This is a genomic window from Pseudorhodoplanes sp. (genome assembly GCA_032027085.1).
In the GTDB taxonomy this organism is placed as follows: domain Bacteria; phylum Pseudomonadota; class Alphaproteobacteria; order Rhizobiales; family Xanthobacteraceae; genus Pseudorhodoplanes.
On sequence record JAVSMS010000001.1, the window covers coordinates 824,068 to 838,901 of the forward strand.

Genomic DNA, 14,834 nt, shown 5'->3' on the forward strand with positions numbered 1-14,834 from the left:
TTGTCATCCACGTGCCGACTGCGTGCCGGCATGTTTTTTCGCCCAGGAAACAATGGCGGCCGCATTCATCGCGCCGGAGATGCGAGCGACCTCGCGGCCGTTCGCAAACAGCAGCATGGTCGGAATGCCCTGAATTCCGAGCCGGCCGGCAACGTCCGGTTCGTCCTGCGAATTCAGCTTGATGAGGCGCATGCCCGGTTCGAGCACATGGGCGGCCTGCGCAAAGGCTGGCGCCATCGTCCGGCATGGCCCGCACCATGGCGCCCAGACATCAACCAGAACCGGGATAGAGCTGCGCTCAATCTGACGCTCAAACGTAGCCCGATCGGCATCAAGGGGTGCTGCGACGAACAGCGGCTGCTTGCAGGCCCCGCATTGTGCTGCAGTTGCGGCACGGCGCGCCGGCACTCGATTGACGGCTGCACAATGCGGGCAAACGACATGGTGGCTATCGGACACGTCCGGGCCCTCTCTTTGACGGGCAAATGATCTTCCCGCTCGCTTGACATATATTCAATAACTCGTATATTCGCAATTATGAATATTTCGGCGAAGATCGACCCAAAAGTCATGCGCGTCGCCGCAGATGAGGCCGGAGCACTCTTGAAAGCGCTGTCCAATCGGCACCGCCTTCTGATCCTTTGCCAGCTCATCGACGGTGAGAAATCGGTCGGCCAGCTGGCCGACTTTCTGGGAATTCGCGACTCCACCGCCTCTCAGCATCTGGCGCTGCTCCGACGAGACCGCATTATTTCCGGCCACCGAGATGGCCAGACCATCCGGTATCGCATCGCTAGCAAACCAGCGCTTGATGTTATGCAGGTTCTCTACGCGGCCTATTGCGCTGGATCAAAGTCGCGGCAACCCGCACCGCATTTCACGACGCCCCGCCGATCACGTTCAAAGGAGTAGGACAATGACTCTCGATCACGCCGTTATGATGTTCGCCGGCTTCATCATTCTTCTGTCTTTGGTGCTCGGCTTCTATGGGTCGCCCTATTGGTACCTGTTGACGGCCTTCGTCGGACTGAACCTCATACAAGCTTCGGTGACGGGTTTTTGTCCCGCGGCCATGGTGTTCAAGAAACTCGGCGTCAAGGCCGGAAAAGTCTTCAACTAGCTACGAAGATCAGAGAGGAGCGCGTCCGTCGTCGCAAGTACATCTCTCTCCTGATAATATTATCATGCCGCCGCGTACCAATTTTATCTTTCCTGTCCTCGTATCCATCTTCGTCGGCAGCATGCCGGCGGAGGCAAACGATTTCGTTGTCAAAAGCATTATGGTGCCGGACATGAAGGCCGTGTTCGGTCGGGTCGAAAGTACAAGGATCGTTCCTGCGCGGGCGCGGATCGGCGGGTCGATCCGAGCCATCGGGGTCGGTGAAGGCGATCAGGTTAAGGAAGGCCAGGTCGTTGCGGTGGTCGTCGATGACAAGCTCGCGCTGGAGCTTAACGCCGCCGACGCCAAGATCGAGGCGCTCAATTCACAACTTGAGAACGCTCGTACTGAACTTGACCGGGCGCAACAGCTCCTCGCCCGCGGCGCCGCGACTCAGGCGCGCGTCGATCAGGCGAGGACGCAGTTCGACGTCATCGTCAGCCAGGTCGCCGCCGCCCAGGCCGAGAAAGCTGTGATCGGCCAGCGGGCGCGCGAGGGCGACGTGCTCGCTCCCGCGGACGGCCGAATTCTCACAGTCCCGGTGACACTCGGTTCCGTTGTCCTCGCCGGCGAAGAAATCGCGCGCATCGCAAGCGGCCGCTATTATCTGCGCCTTTCGCTGCCCGAGCGGCACGCCGCAGAGATCAGGCCGGATGCCATCGTTCGGATCGGACAGCGCGGTCTTTCGCCAGCGACGAGCGGCCGCATCGCGGAGGCACGGCCCGGCCGTGTCGCCAAGGTCTATCCGGAGATCGCGGGCGGCCGCGTGATTGCCGACGTCGAGGTAGAGGGCCTTGGAGGCTATTTCGTCAATGAGCGAACGCTGGTTTGGATTCGGGTTGCCGAGCGTCCGGCGATCGTCGTCCCGCCAGAGGCCGTGACCACGCGTCACGGCGTCGATTACATCCGGGTCGCTGCCGAAACCGGTCCTCTCGAAGTCGCCGTGATCCTTGGCGAGGCAATCCAGACCGCGGATGGTCCACGTATCGAGGTGCTGACCGGACTGCGCGAGGGCGACCGCGTGGTCATGCCGGATCGCAAGTCATGAAATTTGGGATTGCCGGCGGCCTCACCCGCGCCTTCATCGCCTCACCGCTGACACCTCTGTTCCTGCTCGCCGCCTTCGCGCTCGGACTTGTCGCTCTCGTCATGCTGCCGCGCGAGGAAGAGCCGCAGATCTCAGTGCCCATGGTTGACATCCATGTCGAGGCCAACGGGCTCAAGGCCGAGGATGCGGTCAAGCTCATCACTGAGCCGCTGGAGACGATCATCAAGAGCATCGACGGCGTCGAGCACGTCTATTCGCAGACCGAGGACGACGGAACCGTTGTCACTGCCCGCTTTCTTGTCGGCACCAATGCCGATGCTGCCATTTTGCGCGTGCACGAGAAGATCCGCGCCAACATGAACCGCATTCCGGTCGGCATCCCCGAGCCGCTGATCGTAGGCCGCGGGATCGACGACGTCGCCATTGTCGTCATCACACTGACCCCGACCCCGGATGCGGCTGACCGCTGGAGCACGAACGGCCTGACCCGCCTCGCCCGCGAACTGCAAGTCGAGGTGCTCAAGCTGCCCGACATCGGGCTCACCTATATTGTCGGCGAGCAACCCGAGGAAATGCGCATCGAGCCCTACCCGGAACGGCTGTCGCTCTACGGCATCACCCTGCAGCAGCTCGCCGCGAAGGTCGCGGGTGCTAACCGCTCATTCCAGGCCGGTCGGGTGCGGGAAGTCGGTGAGCAGCGCACTCTCGTCGCCGGCCAAACCCTGCAATCGCTCTCCGAGATCGGCAACCTGCTTCTCACGGCCCGCGACGGCCGTCCTGTCTATGTGCGCGACGTGGCTTCAATCGTGCTGGCGACCGAGCCCAACGAGGCGCGCGTCACGAATGTGCGCAAGACCGCAGCCGGTCTCGAGAGGACGCCTGCTGTATCGCTCGCCATTGCCAAGCGGCCGGGAACCAACGCCGTCGTCATCGCTCACAATATTGTCGAACGCCTCGAACAGGCGCGCGGTCAGATATTTCCGGCCGACGTCGAGATGACAGTCACTCGCAACTATGGCGAGACGGCAAACGAGAAGGCGAATGAACTCCTCTTCCATCTCGGCTTGGCGACAATCTCGATCGTGATCCTGGTCGGGTTTGCCATTGGCTGGCGCGAGGCGCTGGTGGTGGCGGTGGTCATCCCGACCACCATCCTGCTGACCCTCTTCGCCGCCCACATCATGGGTTATACGCTCAATCGCGTCAGCCTGTTTGCGCTGATCTTCTCGATCGGCATCCTGGTCGACGATGCTATCGTCGTCATCGAGAATATCGCCCGCCACTGGGCGATGAAAGACGGTCGGCCACGCGTGCAGGCCGCAATCGAGGCGGTGGCGGAAGTGGGCAATCCGACCATTGTCGCGACCCTCACGGTGGTCGCCGCATTGCTGCCGATGCTGTTCGTCTCCGGCATGATGGGCCCCTATATGAGCCCGATTCCCGCCAATGCCTCGGCGGCGATGCTGTTCTCCTTCTTCGTTGCCGTGATGCTGACCCCCTGGCTGATGATGAAGCTCGGGGGTAAGGCGCATACAGAAGCGTCCGCTCACGGCGCCGCACAGGGGAGCGGCTGGCTCGGCCGCGCCTATATCGCCGTAGCTCAACCGATCTTGCGGACAAGAATACGCTCGTGGATTTTCCTCGGCGCGGTCGGCCTCGTCACACTTGCCTCACTCGGGCTGCTCTATACGCAGCACGTTACCGTCAAGTTGCTGCCGTTCGACAACAAGACCGACCTGCAGGTGATGGTTGATCTGCCGACGGGATCGTCGGTCGAGGATACCGAACGGTTGCTGCAGGCGATGGTCGAACGGCTCGCACCGGTCAAGGAGACTGTTTCCTTCCAGACCTATGCCGGCACCGCGGCACCGTTCAACTTCAACGGTCTGGTGCGCCATTATTATCTACGTGCGCAGCCGCATCAGGGCGACATCGCCGTGACTCTTTCCCCCAAGGACGAACGCGCGCGTGCAAGCCATGAGATCGCCCTTGAGCTTCGCACGCGCCTCAAGGACCTGACCCTTCCCAACCGCACCATTGTGAAAGTTGTAGAGCCGCCGCCCGGCCCACCGGTGCTTGGCACGCTGCTCGCCGAAATTTACGGACCCGATCCGGAGACGCGGCGAGCCGTTGCGACAAAGGTGCGCGAAGCCTTCGAAAGCGTGCCCTTCATCGTCGATACGAACGACAGCTTCCACAATCGGCCGGACCGCGTGCGCCTCGCCATCGATCAGGACAACCTTGAATATTATCGGGTCGAACAGGGTGATGTGTACGACACGGTTCGTACCTTCGGCAGCGGCACCACCGTCGGCTATTCACATCGGGGTGGCGGCCGCCAGCCGATTCCGATCCGCATCGCTTTGTCCAAGAGCGAGCGAGTCGTCAATGAGCGCACGCTGGCGACACCAGTGCCAGCCAATGCGCTGCCCGGCGATCGCTCCATCGTCGAGCTTGGCGATGTCGTCTCCGTGACGCGGGAGCGCGCTTCCTATCCGATCTTCCGGCATAATGGCCGCGCTGCCGAGATGGTCATGGCCGAGCTTGCCGGCACGTTCGAAGCGCCCGTGTATGGCATGATCGCAGTCGCCGACGCCATCGCAAAGGCGGACTGGGGCGAACTGCCGAAGCCCGCGCTCACACTCCATGGCCAGCCCAGCGACGAGTCCCGCCCGATCCTCCTCTGGGATGGCGAATGGGAAGTGACCTGGGTCACCTTCCGCGATATGGGCGCCGCCTTCGCGGTCGCGATCCTCGGGATCTACATTCTCGTCGTCGCGCAGTTCGGCTCATTCAAGCTGCCGCTCGTAATCCTCACGCCGATTCCGCTCACGTTCATCGGCATCATGCTTGGCCACTGGCTATTCCGTGCGCCGTTCACGGCAACCTCCATGATCGGCTTCATCGCGCTCGCCGGCATTATCGTCCGAAACTCGATCCTGCTTGTGGACTTCATCCGCCACGCGCGTACGGCCGAGCGCCCACTGATCGAGGTGCTGCTGGAGGCCGGCGCCATCCGCTTCAAGCCGATCCTGCTCACCGCACTCGCCGCTATGATCGGAGCGGCGGTCATCCTGACAGATCCCATTTTCCAAGGGCTTGCGATCTCGCTCCTGTTCGGCCTCGCCTCCTCGACGGCACTCACCGTGCTCGTCATCCCGGCGATCTATGTCGTGGTGAGGGCAAAATACGGAGCTGAACTGACGCATCCGAACGCGCAAAAAGGTCGTGCCCAGACCCAGGCGCCGTGACATCAAGAAGCAATGCAGATCCACACAGTCCAGACGCTCCGCAAGGCCATCCATTTCGTCGGGGTCGCCGTTGGCGTTTCGTTCTCGGAGCCCACACGCTGCGTATGACATTCTTCAGATGCGCCCTAACAATGCTGCCAGCAAACGGATCTATTTGTGGATTGAGTGCAAGAAAATTGCTGTTTCCAAAAGCGCGCTAACCTGACGCGCGATCATTTCGGCCACGCGCCTGTCTCCGCCAAACCACATCATCAGGTCATCGGCGAGCTAGGAAAGGATCGTGAGACCTTCGGGCGTTATTGAGTCTCTGATGCCGCCAGGGCGACATCATTGTCGCGCATTTTACGCTGATAAGGCCCGCCGAAGTCGAACGCTTCTAGGAAGAATAACACAGACTCTTTAACGGCGTGCCGTCATCCGGCACGGGCGGTGGCAGCCGACCAGCCACGAGGCGCGGCGGCCTCAATGCGCCGCATCCTGTTCCATCATCATTTCTGCTTGCAGATTTTCTACGTCACGGGAGATCGATGCGACAGCCAGCGTGCGGCCGTTGCGTTTGAAGCGAAGCAGACAATTCTTGCTTGCTATGTCGCCATCGATTGCGATTTCATCCCATGTCTCGGCATGGCCGACATAATTGATCGGCACGTCGTAATGCTGGCTCCAAAAAAACGGGACGGCAGTAAATTTCTCTCGCTGCCCCATCATATTCAGCGCGGCGGTTTGTCCCTGTCGCTCCGCAACAATCCAGTGCTCAACGCGAATGTTGCCGCCAGAGTGAGCGTCGGGCCAGCGTGCAATATCGCCGGCGGCAAATATGCCCTTCGCACTCGTTTCAAGATATGAGCTCACAACGATTCCGCGATCGACAGCCAACCCCGCTCTTGCGGCAAGCTCAATTCGGGGTCGAACACCGATGCCGGCGACTACGAAGTCTCCTTCCAGGATACCGCCGCCCTTCAGAGTTATTTGGTGTCCGGAAATAGATACGGCGGTCTCATTGAGATGAAAAATAACGCCATGCTCTTCATGCAGCGTTTGTATGAATTGGCCAATATCTGGGCCTAGAATACGCTCCAGTGGCCGCCTTTCCGGCGCGATAACATGAACTTCGAGGTTGCGACTGCGCAAGGCTGCCGCGACTTCAAGGCCGATGAAGCTTGCACCAAGGATGATGGCGCGGCGCGCAGTTTGTGCGTGCGCAATGATCGCGCGGCAATCATCAAGCGAGCGAAGCGAATGCACGTGCGCTTGGTCGCTTCCAGGGATCCAGAGGCGAACCGGCTCAGCGCCCGTCGCCAGAAGCAGTCGGTCATACCCAATGGTGTTTCCATCCGAGAGTTTAACTACTCGTGAGGCTGGATCAACGCCGACGACCTCTGTTGTAAGCCGAAGATCGATGGCATTTTCCGAATAAAACGATTCCGGCCGAAGGGGCAGCCAATCCTCTGGGGCGCTGCCCGCAAGATAATCTTTCGACAAGTTCGGCCGGTCGACGGGAGCCCCAGTATCGTTACTCAGCATGGCGACGCTGCCTGCGAACCCTTCTCGCCGCAGCATCTCAGCGGCCGCAAAGCCAGCAGCACCACCGCCCACAATTACAATTTTTTCCGGTGTATCATTGAAAGTCCGACCGGTACGCGAACGCCTAGGCTGCTCTTTTTTGCCTGCGACAAAGACGCGGTCGCCCCGCAGCTCCACGGCCCAACACGACAAGGAGTCAAAGGCCGGCGCGCGAACGGCCTCACCGGTCCGCAGGTCAAAACATGCATGATGCCAGGGGCATCGAATCGTGCCTTCGGCCACTAATCCTTCGGCAAGTGGGCCGTGGTAGTGCGTGCAATGGGCGCCAACCGCAAAAAATTCGTTGCCAATCCGCGCCAGTATCACGTCGTCCTCACCGACATGGCCGAGTAACGTGGCGCCGTCGGCTAGCTTGTCTTGCGCAATGCCGAGCGTGAGATCAGGCCCACTGGGCTCAGGACGATCAGACATCCAGTTTCCTTCAACGTCAGGGCGACCCGAGGTCAGCCGCGGTACGCCGATAACATCCCACTGGCTTATGGACGAGACAAACGAATATAATTGACGCTTCTCTGCATTGATTATGCTAGATGAGCTATGGACATCGAACTTGCCAAGACTTTCGTGGAGATTGTTTCCACCGGAAGCTTCATCAAAGCTGCAGATCGCCTGCACGTCGCTCAAACGACGGTCAGCGCGCGCGTGCGCTTGCTTGAACAGCAACTGGGACGGCCTCTGTTTGTCCGCAACAAAGGCGGCGCGACCCTCACCCCAGCGGGCGAGCAGTTCTTACGTTTCGCGCCGAGTTTCGTTCAGTTGTGGCAGCGAGCAAGGCAGCAGGTGGCGGTACCCGAAGGTCACCGTGCGGTGTTGACCGTGGGCAGCGAGGTCAGTCTGTGGCAGCCGCTCCTGCTCGAGTGGATCAGGATGATGCGGCGATCACATCCAGACATCGCGCTTCGCGTTCACGTCGACGTCCCCCAGGATCTGATCACACATGTAGCGGCCGGTCTCATTGACATCGCGATCATGTACGCGCCCCAGCATCGGCCAGGCTTGGAAATCGACTTGTTGATGGAGGAAGAGCTCGTACTCGTAACAACGGACTTATCGAACTATCGCGCAAATAGTCCTCGATACGTTCACGTAGAATGGGGCCCGGATTTCACCCTTCACCATGAGGCAAGCTTTCCCGATTCGACACCGGCGCTGGTCGCCAATCTCGGCCCTCTCGCTCTTAATTACGTGCTTTTGGAAGGCGGCTCCGGTTACTTCAGAATGCATTCGGTTCAGCCGTATCTGGAATCCGGAGAACTTCATCTGGTCCCGGGCGCCCCTCATTTCTCGTTTCCGGTCTATGTTGCGCACCCGGCAAATATCGACCCAACCACGTTGGGTTCGGCACTCGCTATCCTCCGTGCAGTGACGACCATCGAAGTGAAATAACGGCACGCCCTGCGGCCAGTCCCTGCACGGACGAGCACTTCTCCTTCGACTGCAACGATCTTGCACTGAAGCGCCAATACTTTTCGTTTGTCTGGCGCAGCCATTGAGCGGATAGAATGGCGCCGGATCGACTGCGGCAATGATGCATCGTATCGCAACACAAGGCCGCACGGCTTCACTGGGGATCGAGCGATGACCAGATCGCGCGTCCGTAGGCATCGTGTCACATACTGCATCACAGGGGTCGCTCCGGCTTTTTCCTCATTTTCTTAGAACGGAATTCCGACGATGAGCCTTCAAAATTCTGACGCCGCACTGCTGTGAAACTGGCAAGGTTCGTTCTGTCCGGGAAGGAATTATGAAGATGACACACTCGGTTGTTTACAATGAGAAGGCCAGGCGCATAGTCGAGGCGATGAAAGCCGCAGAAGCGCGCCATATCGCTCAGCGTAGGGCGGAAGCCCAAGCCCAGGCGTGCGACTGCAAGGACGGTATGTTTCCGCGTTCGGGCATACCCGATCGGCGCACATTCCTTGTTGCGGCCGGTTCTTCGCTTGCGAGCATCGCTGCGACCCCGACCCTGGCGCAATCGTCCGGCACACCGAAAGCGCCGCCCGGCGCGTTCCATTTCGATGTGCCGGAGGATCCGACCAAGGAGCAGGGTCGTCCAGTTGGTGCCGATGGTGGTTACGGGTCGCGCTCGCAGTTTGAGACTGAAGTGCGTTGGCGCTATCCGACGCCGAACGAGAATACTTCGTGGAGTATGACGCCGCTCGACAAGATGCTTGGCAACCTGACAGCGTCGGGTCTGCATTTTGAGCGTCATCACGGCGGCATCCCAACCATTGACCCGCAGCGGCACAGCCTAATCGTGCATGGCATGGTCGATACGCCGAAGAAATTCTCGGTAGCCGACATTAAGCGCTTTCCATCGGTTACCCGCAAATGCTTCATCGAGTGTTCCGGCAACGGACTGACCGAATGGAACAAGCCGACGCTGAAGACGGTGCAGGGTACGCATGGCCTGCTCAGCACTTCGGAATGGACCGGCGTGCCCTTCGCCACGTTTGCGCGCGAAGTCGGCTTGCGGGAGGGCGCCCTGTGGGTGCTGGCGGAGGGCGCCGACGCGGCGGTGATGACGCGAAGCATCCCGATGGAGAAGATGCTCACGGATGCGATGATCGTCTACGGGCAGAACGGCGAGGCGCTGCGCCCCGAACAGGGCTATCCGCTGCGGCTCGTCCTGCCGGGCTATGAGGGCAACACCCAGATCAAGTGGCTGCGCCGCCTCGATGTCAGCGATAAGCCGTTCATGACGCGTGAGGAGACGTCGAAATACACCGACCTGCTCGGCAGCGGTAAAGCCCGGCAATTCAGCCTGGAGATGGACGCCAAGTCGGTCATTACTTTTCCCTCGGGGGATATGAAGCTGCCGGGGGCCGGCTTCTACAACATCCAGGGCCTCGCCTGGAGCGGCCGCGGCCGCATCCAGTCGGTCGAGGTATCCACCGACGCCGGCGAGACCTGGTATCCGGCGCATCTCGACAATGTACCAGAGCCGATCTGCACGGTGCGCTTCAGCTTTCCATGGATCTGGGACGGTAAGCCGGCGGTGCTGCAAAGCCGCTGCACTGACGAGACCGGCTATTTGCAGCCGACGCTGAAGCAACTCGTAGCGATCCGCGGCAACAACGGTCCGTTTGGTTCGATCTATCACCTCAATGCCATCCAGAGCTGGGCCGTCAGTGCGACCGGGGAGGTAACCAATGTCCACGCCTGATATCTTGAAAACAGCTGCCGCGGTGCTGTTCTTCGCCGCCGCTGCGGTTCCGCCCATTAGTCCGGCCATAGCGCAGACGCCGGCCGGGCATTTCGGCTTCGGTGTGCCGGTCGGCGCCGATGAACTGGCAAAATATCTGTCTATACATCCAGACGGGCGTGGTCTGCCGCCCGGCAGCGGCACGGCGCAAGCCGGCGCCAAGATCTATGCTAAGAATTGTCTCGCCTGCCACGGCGACAAGCTGCAGGGGATTCCCGATCCAGGCATCGGCGGCGATCGCTTGATCGGCGGCCGCGGCTCGCTAGCGAGTAAGACGCCAGTAAAGACGGTCGAGAGCTACTGGCCCTATACGACGACGTTATTCGACTACGTCAAGCGGGCGATGCCGTTCTCCGCGCCGGGCTCGCTCAGCGATTCCGACGTCTATGCGGTAATCGCTTATATCCTTTCGGAGGCGAAGATCATCAAGCCAACCGAGACGATGGACGACAAGACGCTGCCGAAGATAGTGATGCCGAACAGGGACGGTTTCATCCCCGACGCGCGACCAGAGTTACCACTCTATCGCTAGTGTCCCGATTTCTAGATCCGTTTCATTCTACGCGTTTGCCGCGAGAGTGCGCAGGCATCAGCGGCAGCAAAAACTATTAAGTGAGGGACGTGGGAAAAGCAGATTTGTGAGATGGATCCAACTTATGAAGCAGTTTGCTCGTGCAGAGGAATTGTAGGCGAACCCCGCGCGCGACGCTTCCAAGCCGTCCTGGTGCAGTGCTCTCGCCGCCGGGTCAGGTACAGTATGTTCGTTTTGCATAGCTACTTCGTTGGAAGGGAACATCATGGCTGACACTTGGATTCCCTCACTCAAAACGGCGACTCCCCAGGAGCGGTTTGATCTTGCCACCAAGCTGGCGCGGGTCGGCGTCAAGGTGGCTCAGCCATGAGCCGAGGTACGTGACAAACTGCGCGCCGCCTATGATCACGACGCCGCCCAGCTGATTGCCTCCTCGCAGGTGATTGCTATCCATTTCCAGACCGTCGCCGCCGTCAACAATTATTGTCGCGACTGACGACAACCGGCGGATGAAGACGCGATTCTTTGGGCGGAATCCGACCTGATTTATCGCAGCAGATACGGAGGGATCGATCATGTCCGTGTCCCCGGTGTGGAGCGGATTATTGGCTTTGTCAGGACGGAGGTGATTGACCGATCATTGGACATTACCACTCCGATGCGTTGCGACAGCGCCACTAGGACCGCTACCGCAGGGCCATTGACCGCCATGTACGATGTGACCGAGCGGCTTGAGGGGACACACGCACTCAAACGTAAGCTCGCGAATTCGCGGTGCAACAGAGGCATCATTGCTAAGTATTGATCGTCCGGGGAAAATGATCTTTTTGCATTTTGCGGCCACGGCAGCGGATCGGATACATCCGACCGCGAGCGCGATTGGAGGACCGGGTGGCACAAAGCTATATCCGCTTTCCCGACGTCGAAACTCAGCAAAAACCTTGCTGTAGAACACCAATTAAATTCGTTTGCATGCGCTCAAGCAAGTCTGCACGCTGCGCCCCTATGACCTAACGAAAAGTCCATGCTGGAATTACATAAAGACACGAGTGAACACCATGCTGCTCGTAGAAAATACCAGACAACTGAATGAAGTAAGCAATGATGTCGGCGCGCCGTTGCTGATTGATAGCAGCCCCTCGCCAGCGCCGCTACTGACGCGAGCCACGCAGCGGCTCTCGATACTTGGAGAGATGACTGGCGGTATTGCTCATGACTTCAGGAACATACTTTCGCTCATCGATTCCAGCTTGAGACTCGCTGAATCAAACCTCAGCGATCCGGACAAGGTTCGCACCTTCATTTCCGGCGCACATGAAGGAATCGTTCGCGGAGTAAGACTAACCTCTCAGCTTCTCGACTTCGCACAACAAGGCGAGATCAGAACATACGCTGCAGATGTAAATACCCTCCTCAAGAATCTTGAGGTGTTTTTGAAATACGGCGCCGGGCCGTCTGTTCGAATTGTTTATGATTACTGGCCAACACTTCCAAAGTGCCTTGTGGAGCGCTCTCAATTCGCCGCAGCGATCCTGAATCTTGTCGTCAATGCGCGTGACGCCATGCCCAGCGGTGGCGGCGACGTACGGATCTGTACGGCTCTCCTCCAGACGACCTCCGAGACTTCGCAACCAGGATTCGACGGCGTGTACGTACGGGTTAGAGTGCAAGATAATGGTTCGGGAATGCCTGATCACGTGGTCCAACGGGTATTCGATCCGTTCTTTACCACGAAGGGCGAGAAAGGGACGGGCCTTGGCGTCCCACAGGTCGGCGCCTTCATGCGACGCATAGGCGGCCATGTTAGCATCAGCAGCGAGTTTGGTCGCGGCACCGAGGTCGATCTTTTCTTTCCAGCCATCGAAGATGACAAGCCACTCGGTCATTAAGACTTTGCCGGCACCGCTGGTAAACTATCGGTTACTTATGCAGACAATGGTCCGCTCTTGTTAAGAAACGAGTCAGTGAGTGTTTCACATCCTGCAGTTCCGTTTTGAAAATCGCGTCCGGATGTCGGCGCGGGTGATCTTGAGCGCGTCGCTCGCCGGAAATGTGGCCTCCAGTTCTCGGTCCAGCTCCATGTCGAGCTTTTTCTTCGCCATCTTCTCGTCGATTGTTGTCTGATTGACGTCTTTCTGCATGATTTTCTCCCGGCTCGCGACGTGTGCGCCCTTCTCAGCTATGCAGAGGCTTTCAAGGATCAATCCTCTTGCCGGCCGCGAAATTCTCTGCTGCGCCGGACGCTATCCGTTTGAACGAGGAAGCAGCAATATCCATGAACTGAAATGACAATTGAATTCGTTTGCCGCGAGTCATTGCAGATGAAATATGAGATGCAGGAAGCGGCCACTTGATGTGACCGTTAGCTTTCATCCAGGAGGCATCAATGTCACATACTACATCACAGGAAGTGCTCAAGGATCGTCGAACGTTTTTGACCGTCGGTGGGGCCGCTGTGGCGCTTTTCCCAATGGCGGGGATCGCTCTCGCCGACACGCATCACTCATACGCCACCGTGACAGCAAATCGGACTGGCACAAGAGAAGCTGCACGCACCTATAAGACGTCTCAAACTGCCGCTGCCTTACGGGATGTATGGATCGGTCATATATTTTGGGTCAGGGCCGTGTCGGCAGCCGTTATCGATAAGAACGAGTTGGCGATGAAGGCCGCCGAGCAGCAAGCCGTCGCTAATGCGCGGTCGATCTCCGAAACGATCCAACCGTTTTACGGTTCAGCAGCCAAAGACAGCTTCTTCAAGCTTCTCGCGGGCCATTACGGGGCGGTCAAGGCTTATCTCGTGGCGACTGTGGCGGGGGACGGCTCCGGCCAATCAACGGCAACGGAGGCCCTTACGAAGAATGCCGACGCGATTGCGACGTTTCTGAGCAAGGCAAATCCGCATCTGCCGAAAGATGCCGTCCAAGGCCTACTACTGGCTCATGGCGGTCATCACATCCAGCAGATCCAGCAACTGAAGGAGCGCCGATATGAAGCCGAGGCCCAGACTTGGGAAGATATGAAAAACCACGTTTACCAAATCGCGGATGCGACAGCCGACGCCCTGGCGAAGCAATTTGCCAAACAGTTTGCCTAAAGACGCCGTCCACATTCGCGGGGAGAATGATGACAATTCGCTCTCCTGAAGGTTGTGCCGGTTAATCAGCCACCGCAATCGGCACCGGCCAGCGGGCTGGAAAGGGCTCTGAGACTTCTCTCTGTCCTGACAATCCTTATGACGGTGCCGCGGGTGCTGAAGAATTAGGTCGGCGGCAACGCTGCCGGAGCTTCTCTGGTATCGTGGGCGTTCCTGTCTTTCGCAGCGTGCCTGCGGTTTGTTTACGGAATACAGAAGCGAGACAAGACAATCTACCCGGCATGCGTCGGGTGGGTGATACATGATGCAGCAGTGGTCATCGGCATCATCGTCCACGGCTGAACTGTGCCGCGGCCAAGTGCGCAAAGTCGCCGCGTGCTGCATTTGGCAGCATATGGACCACAGCTGCAGTCGCGGATCGATTTTGACAACCGGCATTTGACGTTTGCGGAGGATGGATGGTGAGAAGCAAGCCGCCGGCGAAGAATGTTAAGCTCAAGCGCGCCTACGATGATCCTGCGGCAGCGGACGGAATGCGGATTCTAGTCGATCGCCTTTGGCCGCGCGGGGTGAAGAAGGAGGCCGCGGCGATCGATCTTTGGGTCAAGGACCTTGCGCCCAGCACGGAGCTGCGGAAGTGGTTCGGCCACGACCCCGGCCGCTGGACAGAGTTTCGGCGCCGTTACACCGCAGAGATTCGCCAACATGCGGAGGCGCTCAACAAAATACGCCAGTTTGCGCGGCGGGGCACGGTTACGCTCATCTACGCCGCGCGCGACCAAGAGCGCAACGAGGCGGTAATCATCCGCAATATGCTGGTGGGCTAGCCGAGGCCTCAACAGGTAGTTCTCGGATAGACCGAGTGTGCTGATCTGAACACGCGGCAGTTTCGGCTTTCGGAGATATCAGCAATGCTGCCGATCACCTAGGCAGGTCAAAAATAGATTTTAGAAGCGCG

At 59.1% G+C, this 14,834-nt stretch carries 13 protein-coding genes and 1 pseudogene; 11 read left to right on the plus strand and 3 right to left on the minus strand.

What is annotated here, in order from left to right:
- Positions 1–3: 3 nt before the first annotated feature.
- Positions 4–459: a thioredoxin TrxC gene (gene trxC, locus RO009_03945; GenBank protein MDT3684180.1), complete on the minus strand. Its 456-nt coding sequence runs from the start codon at positions 457–459 to the stop codon at positions 4–6.
- A 78-nt stretch (positions 460–537) separates the two neighbouring features.
- Here trxC and RO009_03950 point away from each other — a divergent pair, with 78 nt between their 5' ends.
- The 4 genes from RO009_03950 to RO009_03965 all read left to right on the plus strand — a co-directional run bounded on the left by RO009_03950 (position 538) and on the right by RO009_03965 (position 5,458).
- On the plus strand, positions 538–912 hold the full coding sequence (locus RO009_03950; protein ID MDT3684181.1) for a metalloregulator ArsR/SmtB family transcription factor: 375 nt from the start codon (positions 538–540) through the stop codon (positions 910–912).
- A gap of 4 nt (positions 913–916) precedes the next feature.
- Complete coding sequence (locus RO009_03955; GenBank protein MDT3684182.1) at positions 917–1,120, plus strand: DUF2892 domain-containing protein; 204 nt, start codon at positions 917–919, stop codon at positions 1,118–1,120.
- A gap of 64 nt (positions 1,121–1,184) precedes the next feature.
- On the plus strand, positions 1,185–2,207 hold the full coding sequence (locus RO009_03960) for an efflux RND transporter periplasmic adaptor subunit (GenBank protein MDT3684183.1): 1,023 nt from the start codon (positions 1,185–1,187) through the stop codon (positions 2,205–2,207).
- Complete coding sequence (locus tag RO009_03965) at positions 2,204–5,458, plus strand: efflux RND transporter permease subunit (GenBank protein MDT3684184.1); 3,255 nt, start codon at positions 2,204–2,206, stop codon at positions 5,456–5,458. Before RO009_03960 ends, RO009_03965 begins: the two co-directional genes overlap by 4 nt.
- Positions 5,459–5,920: 462 nt before the next feature.
- Here RO009_03965 and RO009_03970 read toward each other — a convergent pair whose 3' ends face one another.
- Entirely contained in the window at positions 5,921–7,453 is a 1,533-nt protein-coding gene (locus RO009_03970) for an FAD-dependent oxidoreductase (GenBank protein MDT3684185.1), read from the minus strand.
- A 126-nt stretch (positions 7,454–7,579) separates the two neighbouring features.
- On the opposite strand from RO009_03970, the gene RO009_03975 reads away from it, so the two are divergent.
- From RO009_03975 to RO009_03995, 5 genes and pseudogenes are all read left to right on the plus strand, one after another.
- Positions 7,580–8,428: a LysR family transcriptional regulator gene (locus tag RO009_03975; protein ID MDT3684186.1), complete on the plus strand. Its 849-nt coding sequence runs from the start codon at positions 7,580–7,582 to the stop codon at positions 8,426–8,428.
- Positions 8,429–8,921: 493 nt separating this feature from the next.
- Entirely contained in the window at positions 8,922–10,208 is a 1,287-nt protein-coding gene (gene soxC, locus RO009_03980) for a sulfite dehydrogenase (protein MDT3684187.1), read from the plus strand.
- The gene (locus RO009_03985) at positions 10,195–10,779 is read left to right on the plus strand and encodes a cytochrome c (protein MDT3684188.1); all 585 of its coding nucleotides are present in this window, start codon (positions 10,195–10,197) and stop codon (positions 10,777–10,779) included. The genes soxC and RO009_03985 overlap by 14 nt, the downstream gene beginning before the upstream one ends.
- 265 nt (positions 10,780–11,044) lie before the next feature.
- Positions 11,045–11,275: pseudogene (locus RO009_03990) on the plus strand (hexameric tyrosine-coordinated heme protein).
- 562 nt (positions 11,276–11,837) lie between these two features.
- Positions 11,838–12,668, plus strand: a complete 831-nt coding sequence (locus RO009_03995; GenBank protein MDT3684189.1) for an ATP-binding protein — start codon at positions 11,838–11,840, stop codon at positions 12,666–12,668.
- 84 nt (positions 12,669–12,752) lie between these two features.
- On the opposite strand, the gene RO009_04000 is transcribed toward RO009_03995, so the two are convergent.
- Positions 12,753–12,920 carry a hypothetical protein gene (locus tag RO009_04000; protein ID MDT3684190.1) on the minus strand — a complete coding sequence of 56 codons (168 nt, stop codon included), beginning with the start codon at positions 12,918–12,920 and terminating at the stop codon, positions 12,753–12,755.
- A gap of 245 nt (positions 12,921–13,165) precedes the next feature.
- On the opposite strand from RO009_04000, the gene RO009_04005 reads away from it, so the two are divergent.
- Positions 13,166–13,876, plus strand: coding sequence for a hypothetical protein (locus tag RO009_04005; GenBank protein MDT3684191.1), 711 nt, complete (start codon positions 13,166–13,168; stop codon positions 13,874–13,876).
- A 458-nt stretch (positions 13,877–14,334) separates the two neighbouring features.
- Entirely contained in the window at positions 14,335–14,703 is a 369-nt protein-coding gene (locus tag RO009_04010) for a DUF488 domain-containing protein (protein MDT3684192.1), read from the plus strand.
- Positions 14,704–14,834 lie beyond the last annotated feature (131 nt).

Bases quoted from the DNA above. Each gene is read 5' to 3' on its own strand.
- RO009_03985 (MDT3684188.1), top strand. From the start codon at position 10,195: ATGTCCACGCCTGATATCTTGAAAACAGCTGCCGCGGTGCTGTTCTTC.
- RO009_03960 (MDT3684183.1), top strand. From the start codon at position 1,185: ATGCCGCCGCGTACCAATTTTATCTTTCCTGTCCTCGTATCCATCTTC.
- RO009_04010 (MDT3684192.1), top strand. From the start codon at position 14,335: ATGGTGAGAAGCAAGCCGCCGGCGAAGAATGTTAAGCTCAAGCGCGCC.
- soxC (MDT3684187.1), top strand. From the start codon at position 8,922: ATGTTTCCGCGTTCGGGCATACCCGATCGGCGCACATTCCTTGTTGCG.
- RO009_03995 (MDT3684189.1), top strand. From the start codon at position 11,838: ATGCTGCTCGTAGAAAATACCAGACAACTGAATGAAGTAAGCAATGAT.
- RO009_04000 (MDT3684190.1), bottom strand. From the start codon at position 12,920: ATGCAGAAAGACGTCAATCAGACAACAATCGACGAGAAGATGGCGAAG.
- RO009_03975 (MDT3684186.1), top strand. From the start codon at position 7,580: ATGGACATCGAACTTGCCAAGACTTTCGTGGAGATTGTTTCCACCGGA.
- RO009_03970 (MDT3684185.1), bottom strand. From the start codon at position 7,453: ATGTCTGATCGTCCTGAGCCCAGTGGGCCTGATCTCACGCTCGGCATT.
- RO009_04005 (MDT3684191.1), top strand. From the start codon at position 13,166: ATGTCACATACTACATCACAGGAAGTGCTCAAGGATCGTCGAACGTTT.
- RO009_03950 (MDT3684181.1), top strand. From the start codon at position 538: ATGAATATTTCGGCGAAGATCGACCCAAAAGTCATGCGCGTCGCCGCA.
- RO009_03955 (MDT3684182.1), top strand. From the start codon at position 917: ATGACTCTCGATCACGCCGTTATGATGTTCGCCGGCTTCATCATTCTT.
- RO009_03965 (MDT3684184.1), top strand. From the start codon at position 2,204: ATGAAATTTGGGATTGCCGGCGGCCTCACCCGCGCCTTCATCGCCTCA.